The 24,847-nt window shown below is 40.9% G+C and carries 25 protein-coding genes; 8 read left to right on the top strand and 17 right to left on the bottom strand.

Going from position 1 to position 24,847, the window contains the following annotated elements; all coding sequences use genetic code 11:
• Positions 1-7 precede the first annotated feature (7 nt).
• Together oadA and AOG27_RS01730 are read right to left on the bottom strand one after the other, a co-directional pair.
• The gene (oadA, locus tag AOG27_RS01735; RefSeq protein WP_054551286.1) at positions 8-1,780 is read right to left on the bottom strand and encodes a sodium-extruding oxaloacetate decarboxylase subunit alpha; all 1,773 of its coding nucleotides are present in this window, start codon (positions 1,778-1,780) and stop codon (positions 8-10) included.
• 15 nt (positions 1,781-1,795) lie between these two features.
• Positions 1,796-2,044: an OadG family protein gene (locus tag AOG27_RS01730; RefSeq protein WP_054551285.1), complete on the bottom strand. Its 249-nt coding sequence runs from the start codon at positions 2,042-2,044 to the stop codon at positions 1,796-1,798.
• 534 nt (positions 2,045-2,578) lie between these two features.
• On the opposite strand from AOG27_RS01730, the gene AOG27_RS21115 reads away from it, so the two are divergent.
• Together AOG27_RS21115 and AOG27_RS01725 are read left to right on the top strand one after the other, a co-directional pair.
• Positions 2,579-2,752, top strand: a complete 174-nt coding sequence (locus AOG27_RS21115) for a DUF1328 domain-containing protein (protein WP_064485886.1) — start codon at positions 2,579-2,581, stop codon at positions 2,750-2,752.
• Positions 2,753-2,804: 52 nt separating this feature from the next.
• Positions 2,805-2,996, top strand: a complete 192-nt coding sequence (locus AOG27_RS01725; protein ID WP_054551284.1) for a hypothetical protein — start codon at positions 2,805-2,807, stop codon at positions 2,994-2,996.
• Positions 2,997-3,337: 341 nt separating this feature from the next.
• Here the strand turns inward: AOG27_RS01725 and AOG27_RS01720 are convergent, their stop codons facing one another.
• Positions 3,338-4,261, bottom strand: coding sequence for a hypothetical protein (locus AOG27_RS01720; protein WP_054551283.1), 924 nt, complete (start codon positions 4,259-4,261; stop codon positions 3,338-3,340).
• A gap of 124 nt (positions 4,262-4,385) precedes the next feature.
• Here AOG27_RS01720 and AOG27_RS01715 point away from each other — a divergent pair, with 124 nt between their 5' ends.
• Entirely contained in the window at positions 4,386-4,853 is a 468-nt protein-coding gene (locus AOG27_RS01715; protein WP_054551282.1) for a YcxB family protein, read from the top strand.
• 26 nt (positions 4,854-4,879) lie between these two features.
• Here AOG27_RS01715 and csrA read toward each other — a convergent pair whose 3' ends face one another.
• The 6 genes from csrA to AOG27_RS01685 form a co-directional block, all read right to left on the bottom strand.
• The gene (csrA, locus tag AOG27_RS01710) at positions 4,880-5,071 is read right to left on the bottom strand and encodes a carbon storage regulator CsrA (RefSeq protein ID WP_036970495.1); all 192 of its coding nucleotides are present in this window, start codon (positions 5,069-5,071) and stop codon (positions 4,880-4,882) included.
• Positions 5,072-5,164: 93 nt separating this feature from the next.
• The gene (locus AOG27_RS01705) at positions 5,165-6,382 is read right to left on the bottom strand and encodes an aspartate kinase (RefSeq protein ID WP_054551281.1); all 1,218 of its coding nucleotides are present in this window, start codon (positions 6,380-6,382) and stop codon (positions 5,165-5,167) included.
• Positions 6,383-6,388: 6 nt separating this feature from the next.
• On the bottom strand, positions 6,389-8,989 hold the full coding sequence (gene alaS / locus AOG27_RS01700; protein ID WP_054551280.1) for an alanine--tRNA ligase: 2,601 nt from the start codon (positions 8,987-8,989) through the stop codon (positions 6,389-6,391).
• 17 nt (positions 8,990-9,006) lie between these two features.
• On the bottom strand, positions 9,007-9,459 hold the full coding sequence (locus AOG27_RS01695) for a regulatory protein RecX (protein ID WP_054551279.1): 453 nt from the start codon (positions 9,457-9,459) through the stop codon (positions 9,007-9,009).
• Positions 9,459-10,253, bottom strand: coding sequence for a BPSS1780 family membrane protein (locus AOG27_RS01690; protein WP_054551278.1), 795 nt, complete (start codon positions 10,251-10,253; stop codon positions 9,459-9,461). Before AOG27_RS01690 ends, AOG27_RS01695 begins: the two co-directional genes overlap by 1 nt.
• A gap of 78 nt (positions 10,254-10,331) precedes the next feature.
• A complete protein-coding gene (locus AOG27_RS01685; RefSeq protein ID WP_054551277.1) occupies positions 10,332-10,958 on the bottom strand; it encodes a GTP cyclohydrolase II in 627 nt (208 codons plus the stop codon).
• Between the two features lie 456 nt (positions 10,959-11,414).
• On the opposite strand from AOG27_RS01685, the gene AOG27_RS01680 reads away from it, so the two are divergent.
• Positions 11,415-12,488 carry an energy transducer TonB gene (locus AOG27_RS01680; protein WP_054551276.1) on the top strand — a complete coding sequence of 358 codons (1,074 nt, stop codon included), beginning with the start codon at positions 11,415-11,417 and terminating at the stop codon, positions 12,486-12,488.
• Between the two features lie 25 nt (positions 12,489-12,513).
• Here the strand turns inward: AOG27_RS01680 and AOG27_RS01675 are convergent, their stop codons facing one another.
• The 3 genes from AOG27_RS01675 to AOG27_RS01665 form a co-directional block, all read right to left on the bottom strand.
• The gene (locus AOG27_RS01675) at positions 12,514-12,963 is read right to left on the bottom strand and encodes a low molecular weight protein-tyrosine-phosphatase (protein ID WP_054551275.1); all 450 of its coding nucleotides are present in this window, start codon (positions 12,961-12,963) and stop codon (positions 12,514-12,516) included.
• Positions 12,964-13,002: 39 nt separating this feature from the next.
• Positions 13,003-13,524 carry a hypothetical protein gene (locus AOG27_RS01670; RefSeq protein ID WP_054551274.1) on the bottom strand — a complete coding sequence of 174 codons (522 nt, stop codon included), beginning with the start codon at positions 13,522-13,524 and terminating at the stop codon, positions 13,003-13,005.
• A 65-nt stretch (positions 13,525-13,589) separates the two neighbouring features.
• Positions 13,590-14,096, bottom strand: coding sequence for a DUF3087 domain-containing protein (locus AOG27_RS01665; RefSeq protein WP_054551273.1), 507 nt, complete (start codon positions 14,094-14,096; stop codon positions 13,590-13,592).
• A 106-nt stretch (positions 14,097-14,202) separates the two neighbouring features.
• Here AOG27_RS01665 and AOG27_RS01660 point away from each other — a divergent pair, with 106 nt between their 5' ends.
• Genes AOG27_RS01660 through AOG27_RS01650 form a run of 3 tightly spaced genes read left to right on the top strand, consistent with a single transcriptional unit; the run spans position 14,203 to position 15,997 of the window.
• The gene (locus AOG27_RS01660; protein ID WP_054551272.1) at positions 14,203-14,850 is read left to right on the top strand and encodes an energy transducer TonB; all 648 of its coding nucleotides are present in this window, start codon (positions 14,203-14,205) and stop codon (positions 14,848-14,850) included.
• Positions 14,851-14,856: 6 nt separating this feature from the next.
• Positions 14,857-15,408, top strand: a complete 552-nt coding sequence (locus AOG27_RS01655) for an RNA polymerase sigma factor (protein ID WP_054551271.1) — start codon at positions 14,857-14,859, stop codon at positions 15,406-15,408.
• Positions 15,398-15,997 carry a hypothetical protein gene (locus tag AOG27_RS01650; RefSeq protein WP_054551270.1) on the top strand — a complete coding sequence of 200 codons (600 nt, stop codon included), beginning with the start codon at positions 15,398-15,400 and terminating at the stop codon, positions 15,995-15,997. The genes AOG27_RS01655 and AOG27_RS01650 overlap by 11 nt, the downstream gene beginning before the upstream one ends.
• A 521-nt stretch (positions 15,998-16,518) precedes the next feature.
• Here the strand turns inward: AOG27_RS01650 and AOG27_RS01645 are convergent.
• The 3 genes from AOG27_RS01645 to AOG27_RS01635 all read right to left on the bottom strand — a co-directional run bounded on the left by AOG27_RS01645 (position 16,519) and on the right by AOG27_RS01635 (position 19,106).
• Positions 16,519-17,013 (bottom strand): hypothetical protein, encoded by a 495-nt coding sequence (locus tag AOG27_RS01645; RefSeq protein WP_054551269.1) that lies wholly within the window; start codon positions 17,011-17,013, stop codon positions 16,519-16,521.
• A complete protein-coding gene (locus tag AOG27_RS01640; RefSeq protein WP_054551268.1) occupies positions 17,013-18,200 on the bottom strand; it encodes a hypothetical protein in 1,188 nt (395 codons plus the stop codon). Before AOG27_RS01640 ends, AOG27_RS01645 begins: the two co-directional genes overlap by 1 nt.
• Before the next feature lie 159 nt (positions 18,201-18,359).
• On the bottom strand, positions 18,360-19,106 hold the full coding sequence (locus tag AOG27_RS01635; protein WP_054551267.1) for a hypothetical protein: 747 nt from the start codon (positions 19,104-19,106) through the stop codon (positions 18,360-18,362).
• 278 nt (positions 19,107-19,384) lie between these two features.
• On the opposite strand from AOG27_RS01635, the gene AOG27_RS01630 reads away from it, so the two are divergent.
• A complete protein-coding gene (locus tag AOG27_RS01630; protein ID WP_054551266.1) occupies positions 19,385-20,521 on the top strand; it encodes a PQQ-dependent sugar dehydrogenase in 1,137 nt (378 codons plus the stop codon).
• 290 nt (positions 20,522-20,811) lie between these two features.
• Here the strand turns inward: AOG27_RS01630 and AOG27_RS01625 are convergent, their stop codons facing one another.
• Both AOG27_RS01625 and pbp4b read right to left on the bottom strand, forming a co-directional pair.
• The gene (locus tag AOG27_RS01625) at positions 20,812-22,188 is read right to left on the bottom strand and encodes a Na+/H+ antiporter NhaC family protein (protein ID WP_054551265.1); all 1,377 of its coding nucleotides are present in this window, start codon (positions 22,186-22,188) and stop codon (positions 20,812-20,814) included.
• 94 nt (positions 22,189-22,282) lie between these two features.
• The gene (gene pbp4b / locus AOG27_RS01620) at positions 22,283-24,730 is read right to left on the bottom strand and encodes a penicillin binding protein PBP4B (protein WP_082389163.1); all 2,448 of its coding nucleotides are present in this window, start codon (positions 24,728-24,730) and stop codon (positions 22,283-22,285) included.
• Between the last annotated feature and the right edge of the window lie 117 nt (positions 24,731-24,847).

Raw genomic sequence — 24,847 nt, 5'->3', positions numbered from 1 at the left:
CTGCCTCCTATGCTAGCGCGATTAGCGCATCGCCAGTGGCAACAGAGTCGCCCTCTGCTACTAATACTTCAGCTATTGTACCTGAGTGTGCGGCGCGAACTTCTGTTTCCATTTTCATTGCTTCCATTATGATAACCACATCACCTTCATTTACTGTTTGGCCAGCTTTTACTTTCACTTTGAAAATATTGCCTGCTAACGGCGCGTTTAAGGTTTCGCTAACAGACGCTGAGGCAGATTGAGGAATTAACTCACTGTCTTTTAGAGTTACTTCTTTTAGTTCACCACCTTGCGCTACAACGACATCGTAAACTTTACCGTCAACTTTAACGCTGTATTGCTCTGCTTTTGCAGGACTTGAAGCGGCTGGTTTGCTTTCTGACTTAGCAACTTCACCCGTTGGAATTGCTTCAAACGCATCAGGGTTGTTACGGTTTTTAATAAACTTAAGGCCAATTTGAGGGAATAATGCGTAAGTAAGCACATCATCAATCACGTCATCAGCAAGCTCTAAACCTTGCTCTTTAGCTTCACTTAATAACTCTGCTTCAAGCTTCTCAAGTTCAGGCTCAAGCTTATCAGCAGGACGGCAAGTGATTGCTTCAGCGCCATCTAGTACACGTTCTTGCAGCTCTTTATTCATTGGCGCTGGTGTTGCACCATACTCGCCTTTAAGGACACCCGCAGTTTCTTTAGTGATGGTTTTATATCGCTCGCCAGTCAAAACATTAAGTACTGCTTGAGTACCAACAATTTGCGAGGTTGGTGTAACGAGTGGAATGTAACCTAAGTCTTCGCGAACACGCGGGATCTCGAGTAATACTTGATCAAGTTTGTCAGCAGCACCTTGCTCTTTAAGCTGATTTTCCATATTAGTTAACATGCCGCCCGGCACTTGCGCTAATAAGATACGTCCATCAACGCCTTTAAGGCTACCTTCAAATGCAGCATATTTCTTGCGTACGTCACGGAAGTAAGCAGCAATTTCTTCTAATTGGTTTAAATCAAGGCCTGTGTCTCGCTCAGTGCCTTCTACAATTGAAACGATGGTTTCTGTGGCGCTATGACCATAGGTCATACTCATTGACGAAATAGCCGTATCAAGCATATCGATACCTGCATCGATCGCTTTTTGGTAAGTTGCAGTGCTTAAACCTGTGGTCGCGTGGCATTGCATCGCAATAGGAATAGACACAGTTTCTTTTAAACCTTTGATCAACTGTTCACAATCATAAGGCTTTAATAAACCTGCCATATCTTTGATACAAATTGAATGACAACCAAGATCTTCTAGTTGTTTTGCAAGCTCAAGCCACATATCAAGCGTATGTACAGGGCTTACTGTGTACGAAATAGTACCTTGGGCATGAGCACCTACTTTAACAGCAGCTTTAATGGCAGTTTCAAGGTTACGCACATCGTTCATCGCATCGAAAATACGGAAAACATCAACACCGTTTTTGTGGGCACGCTCAACAAACTTTTCGACTACATCATCAGCATAATGACGGTAACCTAGAAGATTCTGTCCGCGTAGTAGCATTTGTTGCTTAGTGTTTGGCATTGCCGCTTTTAGCTCGCGAATACGTTGCCAAGGATCTTCACCTAAATAACGGATACACGAGTCAAACGTCGCACCACCCCATGATTCAATTGACCAATAACCCGCATTATCGAGTTTTTCTGCCATGGGTAGCATGTCGTCTAAGCGCATACGCGTTGCCAAAAGAGACTGGTGTGCGTCGCGCAATACTAGTTCGGTTAGTTTTAATTTAGCCATGTTTAAGCTGCCCCGTTATTTTTGTTTATTTCGAAATTGAGCAATTGCAGCGCTGATTGCTGCAATATGTGCCTGTGGCACACCCTGTTGAGGTTGAATTTTTGCTGTACGCGTAGGTTCTGCAATTGCAGGATCATCAAATCGACCCACTACCTTTGACATTAAAGTGACTGCTGAAATCAAAATAGTCAGAAAAACAAACACGCCTACCATGCCTGTCACCATCAAACTGGCCGCAGTGGTGAGTAATCCACCTATATCCATACGACTCCCCTCGCTTACTTAAAATAAAAAGTTATTTTTGTTAAATAATTATGCACCAATAATAACAAACAAAATTCATTTGTATAGCACCATTGTAAATTGGTAAAACCAATTAAATTTAAAATAACATGACGTACATATAATTAACACCCCACTATTTATGCATTTAAAGCCCTGCTATAGATGATATAAATAATCAATATAGCCAGTCGTTATATGCTGAACTATTAATTAATAGCAACAAAATGGCTAAAAACCACACACAACAAGGTGTTAGAGGTAGCCAACCCAAATAAAGTTAAATTGGTCTTACCATTTATTGGTGCATTATCTCTTTTTCTCATGCATCTCAATATGAAAAAATATCACTATGAATAAGTTACATGCTTACTCGTAAAAGTTACCAAATGATGAACCCTCTAAAGAACAACAAAAACACACAACCCATTGAAATATATAAAATAAAAGTTCTGGCACAGAACTCGCTTCAGTTACATCGAACTTAAGAAAATTTAAATAGCCAAGGAGACCACTATGTTACGCTGGACAATTACTTTTCTAGTTATCGCGTTAATCGCAGCAGTGTTAGGTTTTGGCGGTATCGCAGGAGCCGCTGCAGGCATCGCTAAGATTATCTTTTTTATATTTTTAGTATTACTTGTTATTTCGCTGGTATCAGGAGCACTTAGAGGCAACGTCCCTAAGTAGTTAAAAGCAGATAACCACTTACTTTATTTTTAAATTTACAAGGAATTTCATTATGAAAAATTCAACTTTAAAAGCCGCAACTATCGCCCTATTTTCAGGTCTTTTCATCATGGGTTGTGAAGACAACTCTGCTGAAGACGCAGGTGAGCGTATTGACGAAGCAATTACTGATACACAAAATGCAGTTGAAGATGCATGTGAAGAAGTAAAAGAAGGTGTTAACGCAGAAGAAACTAACTGCTAATAGCACACCTTACTTAAGAAAAGCGGCCAAGTGCCGCTTTTTTGTTTTTTAAATGATGCATGAGATCTGAGATAATCGTAGGAATGGTTTTAACCGTGAACTTTTGGCTATAGCGTGAGTTTTTTCGGCGTTAAAACGCCTCCTACAAGTCTTAACTTGGGTTTAAAGTCTGATGACTTTATAAACCACCGCGCGAAATAAATTTCACGCCTACGTGAGCCTCAAACTCGCTAACTTTACTCTTTCCTCTAGAAATTCGCTAACTTGTTGGGTTTTAATCTGATAGCTGACGGCTGAAAGCTGATAGCTCCTTTCTCTAAAAACTCGCTAACTTTCAGCTTTCATTTACAAACCTTAGTGAGGGGCTCGTTTGTCGTTATACTTGCTATATGCCATTGGCCGTCGATAAAACTTACTTTTGCGACATCGCTTACAGCAAAATCTCCGGGGACATTTAAACGCGTTAAGTTACTCGCTAACGGCTGCTGACAATATGGGCCGGTATCACCATGCATTACAAGCACAGGCTTCTTAGTGTGCTTTGCAAAGTCGCTGATGGCATCTCGGTATAGTTTAAATGCATCACATTTAGAGCGCTGCGATTCACTACAGGCGGGTTTACTGCTTGGGTGGTAAATATCAGCCTGAAAGCCAAACACATAGGCCTTAGCATCTTGTTGAACAAGTGCTTGTTTTAACCAAATTAAGTTGTACTTATCACGTTTGTCAGCGGCATCAAGTGCTGCGTTTTTGTCACTTTTTAAAATTTGTGAGCGACCATTAAAAGTGCCCGGTATATGCAAAGTACGAAACTCAATACCATCAAACTGCCAACGGGCATTCTCTAGCATTTCAGCTTGTGTGGCATAACCCTGTAATTGCTTCGCTTTTTGTGTATAAGCCTCGTCGAACATTAGGCCTTTAACAAAGCTTAGCCGCTCAAGTTCATCAAAACGCACCGATAGCTTTTCTCGGTCGCAATCGGTCCATTCATTATCACCGGGGGTATAAATAAAAGGCTGTTTGGTCAACGACGTCAATAACGCTTTATTTGTTTGCAAAAGCTTGTTCGTGCAAGCAAGCGCCCCGGATTTCATATCACCAAGATGTATTAAAAAGCCATGAGGTGTTGCTGCGATTGCCTTGGTAATTTTTCCGTCTTTGGCGAGATTAATTTCATCAATCGGGGTGTATGGCATATCGCCCATAACTAAAAAAGTATTTGTGGTCATTGCAAGTGCTAATGACATTGAACTAACAAACATACAACTTACGCCTTTAAAATACACATACCTTAAGCTCTCACAATGACAACTAAATGAAAACCAACTACGGCAGATTTTTTCTATCAATGTTAAACTGCTGTCAGCAAATTAAGTGAGCCCACGAATGACATTAAGTACAACTTACACATTAGATAAACCGTATTATTACGAATGCTTTGATGAGTCTTTGCCTTATTCATCTCAAGCCAAGCCTAAATACCCGCTGTTGATATTGTTAATAACCTTAGGCTTATTGGCGTTTTATCAATTAGAGAACCATTACCTTGGTAGCTTTATGATTATGCTTGCCGTCGTTGAGTGCTTATCGTTTTATTACAAGCGCCCATGGTGGGTCGCAAGACAAATGATGAGCCGTGCATCAGGCAGCGAAGTGACTATCGTATTTGATGATGATGGGGTGAAAGCCGAAAACCCGCATAAAAGCTACCAATTAAGCTGGCAACAGATTAGTGAGATTATTGAAACTGAGCGAGGTTATATTTTAAAGGCACAGCGCGGTATGCAATATATTTCTAAACAAGCGCTAAATGATGAAATGACAGCCGAACTAAATAAAAGAGCCACTCAGTGAGTGGCTCTTAAAATATCTGTCGCTGATTAAACGTTGCCCGGATTTGGGTTAGATTTCTCTGCTTGAATTCGCATGTAGATTTCTTCACGATGTACTGATACATCTTTCGGTGCGTTTACACCAATACGAACTTGATTTCCTTTAACACCAAGAACAGTAACTGTTACTTCGTCACCGATCATTAGGGTTTCACCTACTCTACGAGTTAGTATTAGCATTCTCTTGCTCCCATGTTCCAAAAAATTAAAAGATTCCGCGTCAAAAACATTCTAATGAAATCTAGACTTAAAAGTAAGTAAAAACTCTAGATCTTATTCATTTTCGGTTAAAAAAACTTTGTGTAGCGCACGTACAGCCAGTTCTAAATACTTTTCGTCAATTAAAACTGATATCTTTATTTCTGATGTCGATACAAGCATCACTTTGATGTTTTCATCGGCAAGGGCATTAAAAAATAAACTTGCCACACCAGAGTGAGATTTCATCCCTACACCTACTGCAGACACCTTGGCAACATTGCTGATCCCTTTAATAGATTCTGCGCTGATACCATCTTGGTTACTGGTCAAAATTTCAAGGGCTTGCTCAAAATCATTCGTGTGCACAGTAAAAGCATAGTCTATTTTTTCAAAGTTATGATTAACTTGATTAATCATATCTATTTCGATGCCAAATTCTGCAAAAAGTTTCAAAATTTTTGCAAGGTTTTCCGTTCCTTGGTGTACGCCATTGACGTAAATCAAGCTTTCGTCACGATTAAAGGCGATACCCGACACAATGTTTGCTTGCACATCCGGCTCCTCAAAACTGATCAAGGTCCCTTGATCCGGGTTAAAACTCGATAACACTCTGAGCGGTATATTGTATTTTCCTGCCGCTTCGACACTACGAATATGCAGTACCTTAGCCCCAAGACTAGCCATTTCGAGCATTTCTTCGAAGGTGACATGGCTCATACGTCGCGCATTAGGCTCAATACGTGGGTCGGTGGTGTATACCCCATCAACATCGGTGTAAATTTGACATTCATCGGCATTGATAGCACCTGCAATCTCAACCGCAGAGGTATCAGTACCACCGCGACCAAGCGTGGTGATATTGCCTTCAATATCGCGGCCCTGAAAGCCAGCTATTATAGCAATACGGTTATGTTCAAGTTCATGCTTTAGACGAGTCGCCGCAATCTCTTCAATCCGCGCTTTACCAAACATGTTATCGGTGCGAATGTTGACCTGATCAGCAAGTAAGCTTACCGCTGAGTGACCACGTTTAATAATAGCCATAGCGAGTAAAGAGACCGACACTTGCTCACCGGTGGTTAGCAATACATCAAGCTCACGAGCACTGGGTCTAGAATCGATTTGTTTAGCGAGTTCAATTAGACGGTTAGTTTCTCCCGACATCGCCGAGAGCACCACCACAACTTGATGGCCTTGTTGTTTGGTTTTTACAACAAGGTCGGCGACGGCCTCAATTCGCTCTATTGAGCCAACTGAGGTGCCACCGAATTTTTGGACGATAAGTGCCACTACTGATTAAGAACGCTCAGTTAACCATGCCGTTACACTTTCTAAGGCTGCAGCTAGGTTCTCTGGCTGAGTACCACCTGCTTGCGCCATATCAGGACGACCACCGCCCTTACCGCCTACTTGTGCAGCCATGTGATTTACAAGTTCACCAGCTTTCACTTTACCTGTTAAGTCTTTAGTTACACCGGCAATTAGGCTTACTTTGTCGCCATTAGCAACACCAAGGGCAATAACACCTGAGCCAATCTTCGTTTTCAGGTCATCAACCATGCCACGTAGTGCTTTAGACTCAGTACCTGCAACATCAGCAACCAGCAGTTTAATACCGTTCACTTCAACAACAGAGTCAAGTAACGATGCACCTGCCGCACTTGCTAGCTTGTCGTTAAGCTGTGCAATTTGCTTCTCAAGGCCTTTTGATTTCTCTAGTAACGCAGTTACTTTTTCAAGTACTGTGCTGCTATCACCTTTTACTAGTGCTGCAACATCGTTTAACTGTTGTTCTTGCTCACTTACATAAGCAACCGCTTCAGCACCCGTTACCGCTTCAATACGGCGGATACCGGCAGCGATACCGCTTTCTGATACGATTTTAAATAAACCGATATCACCTGCACGCTTAACGTGAGTACCACCACATAGCTCGATTGAGTAATCACCAATGGTAACTACGCGCACTTCGTCATCGTATTTTTCACCGAATAATGCCATCGCACCTTTTGCTTTTGCATCTTCGATAGCCATTAGCTCAGTTTCAAGCGCAAAGTTACGACGGATTTCATCGTTTACTGCGCGCTCGATTTGACGTAATTCGTCTTTTGTTACCGCTTCAAAGTGAGAGAAGTCAAAACGTAAACGTTCAGGGTCAACTAGTGAGCCTTTTTGACTTACGTGCTCACCTAAAATTTGGCGTAATGTTTCATGCAAAATATGCGTTGCAGTGTGGTTTTTCTTGATGCTATCGCGACGTGCCGCATCAATTGTTGCCTCTGCTTTATCGTTTGTACCAATACGACCTTGTACACGACCATGGTGTGCAAATGCATTACCAAGTTTCGTGGTGTTAGTCACTACAAACTCACCACCAGCTACTTTTAACACACCTGTGTCACCAACCTGACCACCTGATTCAGCGTAGAACGGTGTACGGTCTAAGATTGCGATACCTTCTTGACCATCTTCAAGTACAGAAACCGATTGACCTTCAGAGAAAAGTTCAACCACAGTACCTGTGTAATGTTCTGCATCGTAACCTTTAAAGTCTGTGTGTTTTTCAGACTTAAGTTGTTGGTTGTAATCAGCACCAAACTTACCCGCTTGCTGTGCTTGCTTACGCTGAACAGCCATACACTCTTGGAAGCCGTGCTCATCAATCGTCATGAAACGCTCACGCGCCACGTCTGCCGTTAAGTCAGCTGGGAAACCGTAAGTATCGTAAAGTTTGAATACTAAGTCACCTGGGATCACATCGCCTTCGATATCAGTTAGGCTTTCTTCTAAAATAGCCAGACCACGCTCAAGTGTTTTACCAAACTGCTCTTCTTCAATACGCAGTACTTTTTCAATAATTTCTTGTTGCTTTGCAAGCTCTGGGTACGCTTGACCCATTTGCTCAATTAGCGCAGCAACTAGCTTGTAGAAGAATGCACCTTTCGCACCTAGCTTGTTACCGTGACGAACAGCACGACGAATGATACGACGTAATACATAACCACGGCCTTCGTTTGATGGCATAACGCCGTCAGACACTAAAAACGCACACGAACGAATGTGGTCAGCCACAACGCGTAACGATTTATCATCTAAATCTTGCGCGTTTGTTACTTTAGCCGCAGCTGCAATAAGCGCTTGGAATAAATCGATTTCGTAGTTTGAGTGCACACCTTGTAAAATTGCAGAGATACGCTCAAGACCCATACCTGTATCAACAGACTGCTTAGGAAGCGGCTCCATTGTACCGTCGGCATGGCGGTTATACTGCATAAATACTAGGTTCCAGATCTCGATGAAACGGTCACCGTCTTCTTCAGGTGAACCTGGAGGACCACCCCAAATTTCTTCACCGTGATCGTAAAAGATTTCAGAACATGGACCACAAGGACCTGTATCACCCATTGACCAGAAGTTATCGCTAGTTGCAATGCGAATAATACGATCTTCACTTAGACCCACTTCTTTATGCCAAATGTTGAAGGCTTCTTCATCATCATGATAAATAGTAACAAGGAGCTTTTCTTGCGGTAGTTTTACAACATCAGTTAAAAACTCCCACGCAAACTTGATTGCGTCTTGCTTGAAGTAATCGCCAAAGCTGAAGTTACCTAGCATTTCAAAGAATGTATGGTGGCGTGCAGTGTAGCCTACGTTTTCAAGGTCGTTATGTTTACCACCTGCGCGTACACAACGTTGAGAGCTGGTTGCACGTGAATAAGGGCGGCTTTCCGCACCTAAAAATACATCTTTAAATTGCACCATACCGGCGTTATTGAATAATAACGTGGCATCGTTACCCGGGATCAGCGAGCTTGAAGGAACAATTTGGTGTTGTTTAGAGGCAAAAAAGTCTAAGAACTGTTGCCTGATCTGTGCGGTAGTCATATGCTGCATGTGAAAATCTCACCCGTTTATTGCTGTGCTTGCATTGCAAAATCAATTTGTTCGTAATTAAAGCCTCGATACATCAAGTAGCGTACACGTTTCGCTCTTTCTTTCTGGTCGAGTTCTTTACCTGAATTTGAAAACTTCTTTAAATATGCGTCCTTTGCGAGTTCGAACCAATCGACTTCGAACTCCTCGAGCGTCTTATCTAATAGTGCTCGGTCTATCCCTTTTGCCATTGCTTCGCTCTGAATGCGTTTTACACCATGATACTTAGCTAAATGGCGGCGTACAAACCCTTCGCAATAGCGCTGTTCGTTAATAAAGTTGTGTGATTCACACCAATCTAACAAGCGCTCTGTAAACTCAGGTGTCGCCTCTTTTTGCTGTAACTTTCGCGTTAAATCCCGACGCGAATAATCTTGTCGGGACAATAACCAAAGTACGTAATTCTTTAACTTTTGTTCTTTATCATCCATTACGCGTCAAAGCGTCCTGATTGTGACTGTGCTTCAGGTGCTTTTGTTTGGTCATCACCTTTTGGCACAACTGGCATAAAAATGGCCTGAAAAGACACGAAGAAGCTAATGTAACAAATTGGCATTAAAACCAATAGTGGAATAAACGATAAAGGAATACAGATCACCATTAAAACAGCGCAAATTAGGCCATAAACACCAAGTGGCGCCATATTATGGTAAAACACCATGAATGAGGTTTTTAAAACCTGAAACATATTGCTTTGCTTTTGAAAATAAACCAAAGGCACTGCATAGGCAAAAGCAGTTAAATACACACAGATCGCCAATAGAAATACCGCAACTTGCCCCATTGAAATGGTTGCTAATAAATCGGCAATATGTGTTTGGTTTTGTGGGTCGAAAGTTTGACTCGAAATAACTGCGTAGGCATCTGCAAAAATGAAATTAGACAGTAAGGCTAATAAAATACCTGCCGCCATCTGATACACGGCAACGCGCACTAAACCTATACGGTTTCCTTTATTACTAAATGGCTTAAAAATATCTGCTTGGCTGATAGTCCCGCCTTGCTGCTTTGTTAGCACTGCTTGATAAAAACCTGCCATCAAAAATGGCGTCACAAATGCACCAACAACTTGCAGTAAAGGTAGCAGCAATGCCATAAAGCTAATTATCACGATTAGCAGATGCATTAAAATAAAAGTCAAAGGTTGCAGCTTAAAGATTTCCCACCCAGCTTTAAACCATTTAACGCCCGCATCAGCTTTAAAAATACGTACTTCGATCGACATAGTTTCTCATTCAATAACGACAAAACGCACCGAGTATAACTGGGTGCGCCGCTTGTTTATAGTCACCTGTTGTGAAATTTACTCAGGCTTTTTAATTTTTTTAATATCAAGCATGTGCGAGCCATGTTTGATTTTCGTTTCAAGGTAAGCTCGGTTACCTACCACACCCGCTTTAATGTGCGCATGAGTGCCAACCACTGAATCAACTTCAATACCCGCATCACGCAGTGCTTTGAGCTTATTTGGGTTGTTAGTCATTAACTTAACATGCTTTTGATTGAGTGCTTCGAGCATTAATACCGCGTCTGAAAAATCACGTAAATCATCAGCAAAACCCAAATGGTTATTTGCTTCGTACGTATTCATACCTTGCGACTGTAATACGTAAGCATCAATCTTATTGTATAAGCCAATACCACGGCCTTCTTGGCGTAAATACAGTAAAATACCACCCTGCTGGTGCATCATCTCGATACACTCATTTAATTGCTCACCACAGTCACAACGTGAAGAGTGAAATACATCGCCCGTTAAACACTCTGAATGCATTCGAATTAAAGGAACATCTTGCTCTGTGTCTGCTTGATTAAACACTAAAGCGACATGTTCTTGGCCATCATTTAAGCCACTAAAAGATACGATTTCTGCAGGGATATCACTGTTTTTGCCAACATTCAGCTGGACTCTTGCTCTTACTTGCGCCACGACAAATCCAAATTAAAAAATAAATGCGATACTGCAAATGTGATTACAACAGCTTGAGGTTGTAAGGATGCAACATACGACGAGTGATAACTAATATTGAGGCAGTTACCAGCAATTCAAGTATTATACACTCAAACCACCCCAAGATACGAGCTTTGCGCCTCGCTTTAGTGGCGCTCATCAAACACTTGAAAACTCGCCGTCATACAGCTACCTAATTGAATTGTAATGCGTTTTAAAAAATCACATTCAAAATATTCGAAAAAATAGATTAGTTTAATCTCGATAAACAGTCGGACCTTGTTCAAATTGTTAATAAAAACATACTATGTATCTTAATATTCAACAGTGACACAACGAGTGTAACTTGCTACCTTGCACCTAATGATGATAATGATTATCATCAACTAGTATTAATTCCCTTCTCTATCTCAGGGCAAAATAATAAGGAATATTATGAAAAAGAGCTCGCTTGCCTTATGCATGGCACTTTTATTTAGCCAGCAAAGCATGGCTAATGAAACGACCACACAAGAGTTTAACGACACCTACCGCGCTTATGTCGCCGCTGTAAAAAATCAGCAAGACAGTAGTGAGCTTGCAAAAAAAGCGTTTGAACTAGGCAAAAAAGTTTATGGCGAAAGCGCCGACAACACTGCGAACCTTGCTATTAACTATGCAAACAGCCTAGATAAAAGCGAGCAAGAGCAACGCTTTGAGTTATATCGTACAGCCTACGAAATACTAGAACAAAATCACGGTAAACTCAGTGCACAAGTGTATGACTCATTAATCGGCATGGCAGAATCAACACCTTCAGCTAAGCGTGCAGATACGTATTTAGATGATGTCATTGCCATTGCTGAAAAACAAAACTCCGCCAAGCTTGTTGCAGATGCAAAAATGACCGCCGCTCGTATCCTTGCATATAAAGGCACTGGTGAGCGCTATTACACAGCAAAGAAATATCTTGAAGAAGCCGATGATTACTATCAAGAGAATTTACCCAATAACGCTGTCGATCGTATTAGCGCTGACTTTTTAGTTGCCGCATTTGCAGAAAATCAACGTAAATACAGCACCGCCATTGAGCGTTTAAATCACGTGGTAAGCGTATTTGATCAAGAGCTAGACTTTGATCATCAAACCGAATTAAACGCCCATTCAAAGCTAGTTCATCTATACGAAAAAACAGGTAAAAGCGACGAAGCAACTAAACATTGCTTAGCGATTGCGAAAATGGTGCCGTGGAAAGAAAGCCAAGAACAAGAGCCGTTATACCGCGTACACCCTAAATATCCAAAATCAAAAGTTCAACGTATGGAAGATGGCAGTGTCGTAATGGAGTTTGAAGTAACCCCATCAGGCTTTGTAGACAACATAACTGTGGTTGGCTCTGAGGGTGGCTCTGCATTTGAAAGAGAAGCTGTTAAAGCAGTAAAACAGTGGCGTTATGCCCCTAAGTTTGAAAATGGTCAAGCTATTGCTGCGACTTCTCGGGTGCAATTAGATTTTAAAATCAACAACTAAATAACAGGGTCGCAGTGCGACCCTATCATATCTTGTTAAGTAGTTTATCTGCTGCGTTCTCAATTAAATCGAGTACTTTTTCGAAGCCTAGATCGCCACCATAGTAGGGATCAGGGATCTCGCTTTCCCCTGCGTCACCATGACTTAAAAATAGCGACAGCTTATATTGTAAGTGCTCTGGACACTGGGCTTTTAAATCAGCAAGATTTTGCTTGTCGGCTGCGAGGATTAAATCAAACTCATAAAAATCAGCTTGAGTCACAGGTCGCGAATAAATTCCTTTAAAACTATAGCCGCGCTTTTCGGCTGCTGCTTTTGAGCGAGGATCTGGTGGATTACCTTGGTGATAACCAATGGTGCCAGCAGAATCAACTTTGACATTAATACCTAATGACTTTGCTCGACTACGAAGCACCGCTTCAGCTGTGGGTGAGCGGCAAATATTGCCTAAGCAAACAATCAAAATCTTCTTCATTAAAATGAACCACCTTTATTATTTGCTTCAAAAAATTGCTTAAAACTCATAACTCAAGTTGATACCACCATCAACACGTTTATTATCATCGCTTGAGGCTTCACCGTACCCTAATTCAAACCTCAATCGCCAACCGTCTTGGTTTAAGCCACTGAAATTATAGCTGTAACTAAGCCCAATACCATTAGTGGTTTCTTCATCAAACGCTTCAGCGAGAGCACAACCAATTGCGTTGGCAAATGCTGCTGTAAGTTCATCGCTATTTTGAGATTCATCGCACTGAGTATCTACTTCTCTGTTTCCTAATGCGCCAACCAGCAAGCCGATTGCATGTTTATTATTATCACTTATAGCTTGCTCAAAACCCACAGCAAATCCATCATCAAGGCCTATCTTATAATTGCCATACCAACGCTGGCTTAAGTCAGCACTTGCAACAGATACTTCAGGTATTACAAAGTACGGATAGCCACCACCAATCGAAAAACTAATATCATTAGCGCTAGCAAAAGTGGGGCCTAGTAGCAGCAACGAGACAACTGTATGTGTTATTTTTTTCATTGTTCACAATCTTTAAAATTTTGACGCAACAAAAAATAAAGCAAAATAGGTACAAAGACAACTTTTTAGTATTGATTTAGTATCTTTTCGTCATACTTATCAACATCTAAAGTTAAATTGTACTGCTGCGCAACACTATCAAGCTCAGCCTGCTTAATTGCCAACTCATCCATGGTAATAGTGTTGTCATCAAGCTGCCATAACAAACGTGACCCCGCATAACTGTATTGAATTGCTAATAAAGCATCGGCATTGCCCTCACGCCCTGCTGCTTTTAACTTTGGCATTTTACGGGTGATTTTATTCAGCGCTTTTTTAAGCTCCCACACATAGACAATTTCAGTCATGTAATCATGATTGCGGTACTTATTAAGCACAAAGCCCACCAGCAAACTACACACAACAACACCTAATAGGTTCCAATGAAAATGGCTACCGCTTGGATCAGGAAATAACGCAATTAATGTTTGTGAAATGGCTAAACTGCCAACGGCTAAAGCAATTACACAAGCAATAATTACTTGGTTTAAATGTTTACGGTAACGGGCTTTATCTATTTGAATAAGTTTCATAACAACCTAAAAAACTTGTGAAAAATAAAAAGTGAAAAAAATTTCACCCCTTTTTTATTTGCCAGCCGTTTTAGCTATGAAAGCAATTATCCAAAGAGGAACGGCTATGCATACTTTACCACTAAACTCAGCAAGCTTGAATAACAGCAATGCTGCTTTAAAGACAACCGCAGCAATTATTGGTGGTGGTGTCATGACCTTTGCAGCATTTGCATTTATGCAGTACTTAATTTCTGCTGAGCAAAGAGCCGATGTAAAAACAGGCCCAGACATCACGGTTGAAATTTATGAAGTACCGGAAGACTCAAAAGTACAAGTAAAGCAAACACTGCCGCCACCGCCAGTTGCAAAAATGCCACCAAAAGTGCCACCGCGGCCAACCATTGATACGACCGAAACAGTTGTGGTAGCTGATTTAACACCAACAATGACATTCGATAACATTGGCGACACACTGAGCAAAACTATTAATCAACCAACAGGAGATGCAACGCCAATTGTGCGTATTAACCCTAAGTACCCTCCGGTAGCAGCTCGCGACGGCATTGAAGGTTGGGTGCAAATTAGCTTTAGTATTTCACCGACTGGTGAAGTGATTGATCCTGTTATTATTGATGCTGAGCCTAAACGGGTATTTGACCGTGAAGCAATTCGCGCCATTAAACGTTGGAAATATCGCCCTAAAGTTGTTGAAGGTGTGGCACAATTGCAAACAAACCAAAGCGTTCAACTTGATTTTAAAATAGATGGATAACTGCCTATGCTAATGAGCATCAAGACATGGTTATTTGACAAGCCAAACACAGATTGTTTGGCGCAGTATGCCAAAACGGGCGACAACCGTTACCTTAACCAACTCGTTGCTCAATACGGGAATGATCTTTATCACTATCTAGTTACACAAAGTGATAAAGATCTTGCCCTTGATATATGCCAGCAAACTTGGTTAAAAGTTATTGATAAACGCGACTTTTACAATGATCAGAACAACCCAAAAGCGTGGCTTTTTCGATTAGCTCGTAATTTATTAATTGATGAATTTCGTAAGCAGCAAAAGTTCGTTGAATTAGAAGATAACCAGCTATTTACCGAATCTCAGAATGAGAGTTATCACTACAACTACGAAGCCTTTGATAAAGCACTTATGGCGCTTAGCTTTGTACAACGTGAAGCGCTGACCTTACAGCAAGAAGGCTTTAGTCTCGATGATATTGTAGCTATCACACAAAGTAACCCAGAGACCATTAAAACTCGGCTGCGATATGCCCGTCAAAACCTGAAACAACAACTAGGAGGCCATCATGAAGCGTAACGACGAGCAACTCGATACTGATTTAAAAGCACATTTTCAAAAACGTAAGGCAGAGCACAGCTTAAGCAGCGACGAGCTTTCACATATGCAAAAGCCACAGTCGGCAACGCCAAGACCACAGCGCTTTTTAGGCCTGCAAATGACCGGAGTTTTTGCTGCTTTAGCGATTCTTGGCTTTGTCATGCTGCAATACAACAACCGTGAATTAACCGATGTTTACGCCGTGGATTTATCAGATTATCAATGGCTTGAGGTACACGAACTCGACGCCAAAGGCAGCTATGTGAGTAATCTTAAACAACAAAAACAAAGCCTAGATGCGAACTACCAACAAGCATTAGCCAATCACCAAGCCCGCACCAGCTTCACCGGCCGTCTAGTCACTGTTGATAACGACTGGTATATCGCCGACTGCGAGCAAAATGTCATAGTACAAATTAAACAATCACTCCTTGAAGAACTACAAAAACACGGCACCCTAGATACTCATATTCACCAAGGTGACCTACTCGCCCTAGACCAGAACAAACAAGGCCAAATCATCGCACTCAAACAGTTAACCCATGAGGCGAAAAAGTGTACGAGTTAGCGAGCTCGTAGGTTGGGTAGAGCGTAGCGAAACCCAACACACTCAGAGCAGTCAGATTTAAAAAAGTTAGCGAGCTACAAGGGGAAAGAGTAAAGGATGACCATAGGCGTGAAATTTATTTCGCACGATGGTTCAACAAGCCATCAGCTTTCAGCCGTCAGCTCTCAGATTTAATACAAGGTAACGAGTTACAAGAGTAAAGTCGCAAGCTTTTAGGTAGCAGCGGGTTTACCCCGCGTAGGCGTGAAGTTTATTTCGCGCGATGGCCTCAATCCATACCCTTGTAGGTCGGGCTTTAGAGCGTCACTGTTTAGAGATTAAAAATGTGCCGCTATAAACAGCCAGACTTGAGACAATCAATAAAATATTAAAATAAGAGTGGAATTAAAACTAATTAATGATAATTTAGAATCCACTCAAATATTTTAATATCATTTCAAACACTCAAAAAACAATCTCTAAAAAAGTTTCTATTTTTTGAGACAATTCTATATTAATAAATTCAAAGCAACCTAAAGCCATTACAATAAATCGTCTTTTCCTTTTTTATCTTCCAATAAATCATGTAGTTTCGATGCAAAATCCAAACATAAAGTTATTACAACGAAAAAAGTTAAAAGCTGCATAAATATAGCAAAAACTAAAACCCACAGCCCAAAAAAGTTTAAGTATTGATCAATTGAAAGATTATAACCTGGGCTATAAAAACTATAAATTAAGCCTCTCAAAACAACAAAAGCCATAATAAATGCAGAAGAAACTATACAAATCACTAGCTTTTCTACAACCTTGACATTGTAAGTCTCTTCAGATGATGCAATTTTTTCTTTTGCCAAATCTCTTACAGCTTCAGGATATAGTATAGCCAACCACAATCCGCTAATAGTCAATACAGCAGCAGAAATGCTTAAAAGCCCGCTTAAGATATCTTTAATTTCTGTTGAAACTAAATTTGCAGAAAAAAAGTACACCAAAATGAATGATAAAACAGCCAGTACAGCTATAGTATATTTCATTAAGACTCTCCGACAGCATGGCCTAATCCAGCATCATTGCTCTTAACCATGGCCTCTAAATTTGACTCATTACCTTTTTCTTTTGTTTGCACTTCTGACTCTAAATGTGACTTCATATTTAATAAAAGATCATCTCTTTTGTCGGTAATCTCTTTCCACATAGTTTCAGCATTGAAAAAAAGTTTATTGTGCTTCAAATTTTCATTAATCAAAATTTTTGGTCGGTGGGTATAAGATGAGAACCATTTCGTATTTCCTGAATCAACTTCTCTGAAACCAATATTGTTCCATGTGTCATTTGGCTTAATTTCATCTTCATATAATTTAATAATACTATCAATTTCGTCTTCGCTAAGAGTTACCTGCTCAACAACCTCTATTTGTTGAGTTCTTCGAGAATTGACTTTCTTTTTACTTAATTTATCCCACAGTTTTACTCCTGAACTTCTTTCAGAAATAGCTGTGGTAGAAACAGTGTCTCTAATTACTACATGGGATATTTTTTTTGCAAGTTGGCGCTTGTCTATACTAAAAATATTTGTTTCTTTCTCAGTAGCTTTAAACTTAAAACTCATTGAGTATTTACGATCATCAGATAAATATGAAACAGAAACTCGTGAAATTTCAAGACCCGTTCTTGGATCCTCATGTGTTGATCTACTTACATTCTTATTCGGATGCTTATGTTTATTATCGAACCATCTTTTAACAAAATTTGTAAAAGAATCATTATCAGCTTTTGAATGTTTAAAGTTGATAGAAGCTACAAGGTTTAAGGAGGGGATAAACCAATAATACATTGCTTTTCCGATAGTTAACTCCTTACCTGAAGAGTTCTTGGCTTCTATTTTTTCAGAATCATTGGTTGTTTCACCAACTTTCGCATTTAGATCAATTCCTCCGACCTCACCAGCGGCATCTGAATTCGCAAACCATAAAACAAATAAGTAATCACCTGTTGCTTCATCAAAAGTGACATCTTTGCAATAAACTTTATCTCTTCTTGGGTGTTCAGAAGGATCCCATGGAATCGTATTTAAAACATTCCTATCTTTTAGCCAATCATAAAGTTCCTTTGAAACGGAAGTAAAGTCATCACTTTTGAACTCACTTTCTGCGTTTCTTCTAATTCTATAAAGGCCGCAATCCTCGACTCTGAAGAAACTAATTAAGCCACTATCATCCATGCAATTTCTCCCGACTAAATGCAATATAAGAATGCTTTTAAAATAAAATGATACAAAAAATTACCAAGATATAAAATAGAAACTTCGCCTTCTTAATTATAAAACAAACACCTTACTTCAAATGATTAGCCAGAAGCTGTAAATATTAAGAAATCAATTTCACTCCCCTACCTTCGGCAGCATGCTTTTACTAATCACTTCAAATGTATCTAGGTCTATCAGCATAGAGTAAACTTCATCGTTATTGATAAATACAACGAATAAATTGCCCTCAGCGTTGAGGTTAGACTCTACAATGCGGTTGTAACCTGAAATAACTTCGCTGTAGTTTGAGCCATCAATCTTGCTTAGCGCGAAGGTGCGCTTATCTTTGCCATCGAGCAGTTTGTCGTTGTTGGTATCGTTTTTGATAACTTCGTAAGAAACGGCCTTAGGAGCATTGGCTTTTTGCTCATTGTAAACTCGAGTATCAAACTCTTCGTAATGGCTTAAAGCACCAAACTCTATGATCAACTGATCCGTTGTTTTAAATAGCCACTTGGCGTGATTGGTTTTGTCATTAAGAAACAAAATGTTCTTTGAGCGCGTAGGTCTGTATTTATAACCACCGCTAAAATTATTGTAAACTGTTACATCAGCTTTCACCTCGATATCCAGTTTTTCTGATTCCAACGGGATAAAGTAAAAATCACTCCCCTCGACCTTACGGGGGTAACCCAGTTTCCACTTTTCTTGCTGCTTTTCATCTTCAGCTAAGTTTAGTGTTTGTTGCTGAACATGGTTATCGGACTTTAGTAAGTAAGCAACAAAGTTATACCCTATTGCTGCTGCTCCAATGATTAAGCCCATAAGTAAAATTAGGCCGTTAACATTCCACACCCATTTAAAAAACTTTTCTGTCTTCATACGACTGGTTAAATCCTTTTAAGAATAAGAACTTGCTAAGCTAGCAGATTTAAAACAAGTTAGCGAGTTACAAAGGGAAAGAGTAAAGGAGTACCGTAGGCGTGAAATTTATTTCGCGCGATGGTTCAACGAGCCATCAGCTTTCAAACTGACGGCTAATACTCCACTCTTTACCTCGCTTTTCCTACCAATAATCGCACATTGCTCTAATGTTAATAACAATTTAATGCTGAACCAGCTAGGCTAGTAACATCGTGTTTAAATATTATGGAGTTACCATGAAAAGGTCTTTGTTTAACAGTTTAATCATTACCTCAATTAGCTTGTCGAGCTTGCAAGCGTGTGCTCAGCCGGAGCAAAAGATCCCTCTGGATGCTAGCGCTAATGACTACAAACTAGAATTAGTAAGTGAAGGAATTCAAATTCCGTGGGGTATGGCTTGGCTTAACGAGCGTGACTTACTCGTTACCGACAGACGTGGCGAGCTTAGATTAATTCGTGATGGCAAACTCGTTGAGCAAATAGTTAAAGGCACACCTAAAGTACATGATGAAGGTCAAGGGGGCTTATTAGACATAGAGCTTGATCCGAACTTTGCCGACAATGGCTGGATTTACTTTTCGTACTCGGGCTATGAAGGCGATGGTGAGGGTTATAACACCTCGATTATGCGCGCCCGCTTTAAAGATATGGCTCTTATCGATCAGCAATTATTGTTTGATGGCGAGCCTAATATTGAAACAACAAAACACTATGGTTCGCGTATTGAGTTCGACAAACAAGGTTACTTGTACTTCTCTATTGGCGACCGTGGCAAAAGAGACGTTCACCCACAAAGCCTTGACTATGATGCTGGCAAAATTCACCGTATCAATAGCGATGGCTCTATCCCTAAATCAAACCCGTTTTATAACCATAAAACAACTCACAAAAGTATTTATTCATATGGACACCGTAACCCTCAAGGTATGGCGATGCACCCAGAAACTGGGGTTATATGGAGTCATGAACATGGCCCCCGTGGCGGCGATGAAATCAACATAGTTAAAGCAGGTGCTAACTATGGTTGGCCTGAGATCACTTATGGGATCAACTACATTGGTACAAAAATTACTGACGAAACCAGTCGCGAGGGAATGGAACAACCTGATTGGTATTGGGTGCCTTCCATTGCCCCTTCTGGAATGGAATTTATCACCAGCGATAAATACCCTCAGTGGCAAGGTCAAATTGCCGTAGGTTCGATGAAGTTTGGTCACCTTGTGTTAGTGAAACTTAATGGTGACAAAGTAACAGGCCACAGTAAGGTATTTGAAGGTGTAGGTCGCGTGCGCAGCCTTGCCACCCATCCTAATGGTGATTTATATCTTGGTGTTGATGGTGTCGGTGTTTATAAGGTTGTACCTAAATCGTAGGTTGGATAGAGCGAAGCGAAACCCAACACCTCAGAGCTATCAGCTTTCAGCCGTCAGCTATCAGATTTAAAACGAGTTAGCGAGTTACAAGGGGAAAGAGTAAAGGAATACCGTAGGCGTGAATTTTATTTCGCGCGATGGTTCAACGAGCCATCAGCTTTCAAACTGACGGCTGACGGCTGACGGCTGACGGCTATCAAACTTGAACATACGACTTACGTTACAAGCAATAAAAAACCACAGACTCCTCTGTGGTTTTTTACTTATAACTTAAGGCTTAAAGCTATTACTTATAAAACAATTATGCTCGTCACTAGGTAAGCAATAAAAGTTAGCGCACCGCCGAATAAGGCATATGGCATTTGGGTTTTTACGTGAGTTAATAAATCACACCCTGATGCAATGGCCGATACTGCGCTGGTATCTGAGATTGGCGAGCAGTGATCGCCAAACACACCACCACCTAGAATAGCAGCAATGACCAATGAAGGTGGTAAACCTAATGCTTGAATGAGCGGTACACCAATTGGAATAAGTATTGCGAATGTGCCCCACGAAGTACCTGTGGTAAATGAAATTACTGCACCGGTTAAAAACAGCACTGGCACAACCAAGTAAATAGGTAAGAAATCACCGACTAGCCCAGCTACAAACACACCCGTACCTAGGTCTTTTAAGCTTGCACCTAAAGTGAGTGAAAGTAATACAATAGACACTAATGGCAGTAACTCACCCATTCCTTTAAAGCCAATATCAACCAGCTTATGATGCGTAAATTCACGCGAGCTAATCATTAAAAAGTAAGCCACAACACAAGCTAAAATAGTTGCATACAGCACTGATTTAGAGCCGCTGCCGCTGGCAATATCGCCATCGCCAGTCCAGAACATAAAACCAACCATGCTACCAATTAAAGTGATAAGTGGCACAAGCATGTAACGCGCTTTTGAGCCTTTGACTTCTTCTGTTAGTTCGGTTTCTTGTTGTTCAAAATTTTCTTCTGCTTGCTTTAATGGGCCATGTACCTTGTCGAAAGTAATCGTATAAAACACGATAAGTAGCGCGATAATGGCATAGAAGTTATAACCAATACTGCCCCATAATACCGATACAGCTGACTCTTCCATTTCGTAGTTGCCAAGCAAGCCCAACACATAAGCGCCCCAGCCATTTAGCAAGATTAAGATACACACAGGTGCACTAGTACTATCGATAATGTAAGCAAGGCGCGCTCGGCTCATTTTAAATTTATCAAACAAACCACGCGATAAAATCCCCGAGGTTAATACACTTAAGTTCGATTCAATGAACACCGCAATACCTGAGAACATGGTTAAGTAACCCACTTGGCGCTTACTTTTTGCAACCCCTTTGTTCATCAGTAAATTAACCGTCGCAGCCACACCGCCAGATTCACGAATGTAGGCAAGTAAAGCACCAATTAGAACACTAAAAATAAGGATACGGCTATTACCAGGGGAGCTGGCAACTTCAATGACTCGCTCTATGGTATTGATAAAGGTGAAAAACAAGGTATTACCTTCACCATTCAGAGCAAGTAAAAACTCAGACGACGCAACAGCGACTAATAACGCCATGATCACTTCTTTGCGCCAAAACACAATTAAGATAGCAATCAAGGGTGGTAAAATTGAATACCAAGACATAAAAACCCTTTTAAATTAAGAACAACATTTTATTTTTATTATGCGAAAACTTGCTAAGCTTAATGGCTTTGCCACCAAACTCAACTTAATTCGACTAGTGATTTAATATACTCTCATAAATCAGTGAGATAATAGAGCCATACTTACCTGTTTCAAAACGCTTGCCGACAAACTGGTAATTTTTTTGCGAGCCTTCAATAGGGGTATGACGCGCGTTGGTTAGTAGTACAATAGCAAGGTCGTATTCGGGGTCAATAACGGTTACAGTGCCTGTCCAGCCCGTATGACCATAAGCCCGCGGGCTAGCATAAGGGCCAAAATGCCATTTGCGCGCTTGATGCCCAGCGCGTCTCCACCCTAACCCATAGGTCTCATCGCTTGCTTGGGAGTTTGTGAATTGCTCAAGTACTTGTGGCGTAAAAATTTGCTTGTTGTCGTAGCCGCCACCATTGAGTAGTACCTGCATAAGCACGGATAAATCACCGGCGGTACTAAAAAGCCCTGCATGCCCCGCTACACCACCTAAAGCATAAAACGCTTTTTCATCATGTACTTCACCTTGCAGTACATCGGTTCGAATATTTTCAAACTCAATGCGACCACCTCGGGTGTTGCCGTTAATCTCAGTGGCGGCAATTTGCGAAGCTAAAAAGCCTTTTTGCAATGGGTTATAAACCGTATGCGTTAAACCAAGCGGCTGATAAATTTGACTCTCAACATAGGTATCGAGCGCCATGCCACTAATACGCTCTACCAGCACACCAAGTAACATATAATCGATATCAGAATATAGGTGTTTTACGTTACGACCAGCCACAAAAGGCACGCCTGTTAATAACAGGTTTTTAGTACGCAGGCTGTTTTGAGAAAAAAAGCGCTCACCAAATTTATTGTCCTTACGATGAAAATCAACCACTGCTGGGTAACCCGCACTGTGGGTGAGTAAATCTTTTACTAAACGCTGTTCACGACCGCTGCCTCTAAATTCTGGTAGGTAATAGAACAGCGGTTTTTCTACGTCGAGTTTTCCTTCGCTGGCAAGCTTCATCAGCGCAAAGTTAGTGGCAAACATTTTTGAATTTGAAGCTATATCAAACAAGGTATCGTTTTGCATGGCTTGTGGGCTTGCAAGCTCACTGCCATCAGCATGGTACTTTTTAGCCGCGCCATAATGGCTTAGTTTGATCAACTTGCCATCTTTAATAACGGCAAGTACTGCGCCCGGAAAGCCCTCTTTAATCTCATGATTAATTAACTCATCAACGGCACTAAAACGCTTTTGACTGTTGTTTGTATCAAGCGTTGGGTAAGGAAAACGTAAGGTTAAGCTTGCCCCTTCAGGCAACACATTCTCTACCTTATAAGTGTTAATGCCATCGCGGGTGCGTTTAGCTAAACTGTATTGATATATTTTTTCGGCTGTTAATGGTGAGGCAATATTAATTTTTTCACCATTAATGAAAATATCAGCACTGGTTGCATCTTGATTTTCAATGATGATTTCACCGCGACCTTTATAGGCTATAAAAGTGCCTCTGTCATTCACTAGCGCGCGGCTACTCGGATCAAGCGCCGGAATACGCGCTACAACTTGTGCATTGGCCAGTGTTTTTGGCGCAGGCTCAACCGCTTGCTGTTGCTGCTGATATTCTTTAAATAACCGCTCAAGCTTTTTAGGAAAGTACTTATCTAGTAATGCAAATAGCACAGCGGCACTTCTTGCATCACTATTACCGCTTACATGCCAAGGCAAAAAGTGCATTTGAAAAGCACTTAGGGCATCGAGCGTTTGCGAATCAAGCTGACCCGTTGCAATCACCTCATAGCCGTAACTGCGCAATGCTTTTTGCATTAATTCAACAGAAGGTTTTGATGCGCTAAATAGCTGCCAATACTTATCAACGGTGTTGCTGTCATACCACGCACCGATACCTGCTTTATACAGTTGATACCAAGGAAAACGCGGACCTGGGTCGTTCTTACGGCTTGGAGCAATATCAGAATGGCCAATAACTTGAGTTGGGCCGATATCTGGGTTACGAGCAAGAATATCTTTGCTTAGCTTGATTAGTAGCTCTATTTGCTTAGCGTCGTAGTCAGGAAAAATACATAACTTACTGGCGTCATTTTCCATCGCAAGCTTAGTTTGCTCCGGAGTATGACAGCTTGGTACATTCACTATTTCAATACCAATTGAATGATCATTTAAATCTTCTCGGCCTTGCCAAAAGCTGCGTCCGGCGTGCCATGCTCTATCTTTTTCATCAACTAGCTGAATAATTTCTAAATCATCTTTTGGGTAACTAGGATCGCCTGATTCGGGTAATAAATAATGTGAACTCAATCCCCCTTCATCCACGAGCGCACGCATTGATTTTTCGTAATCAATAGCGGTGTAATGCATCACTAAGAACTTAACACGATGGCTGTAATTAGCTGATTGTGTGTAGGTATATGGATTACTGGCACAGCTTACTAATAATGCCGCACTACTGAGATAACACAGCTGTTTAAGTAATGTTTTCAAAGGGGTAAAACTCATAACAGATTCATACCTGATGATTTAAGCATTGACGATTCTCAGCAATACAGTAGCAACACCCACTTAACATGTAAAATATTTTATTTCACATTTAAAGAATAAAAAGCATACATTATC

The sequence above is a fragment of the Pseudoalteromonas lipolytica genome (assembly GCF_001306915.1).
In the GTDB taxonomy this organism is placed as follows: Bacteria; Pseudomonadota; Gammaproteobacteria; order Enterobacterales; family Alteromonadaceae; genus Pseudoalteromonas; species Pseudoalteromonas simplex.
Note: the sequence above shows the minus strand (reverse complement) of the source record. Positions and strands in the feature narration are given on the sequence as shown.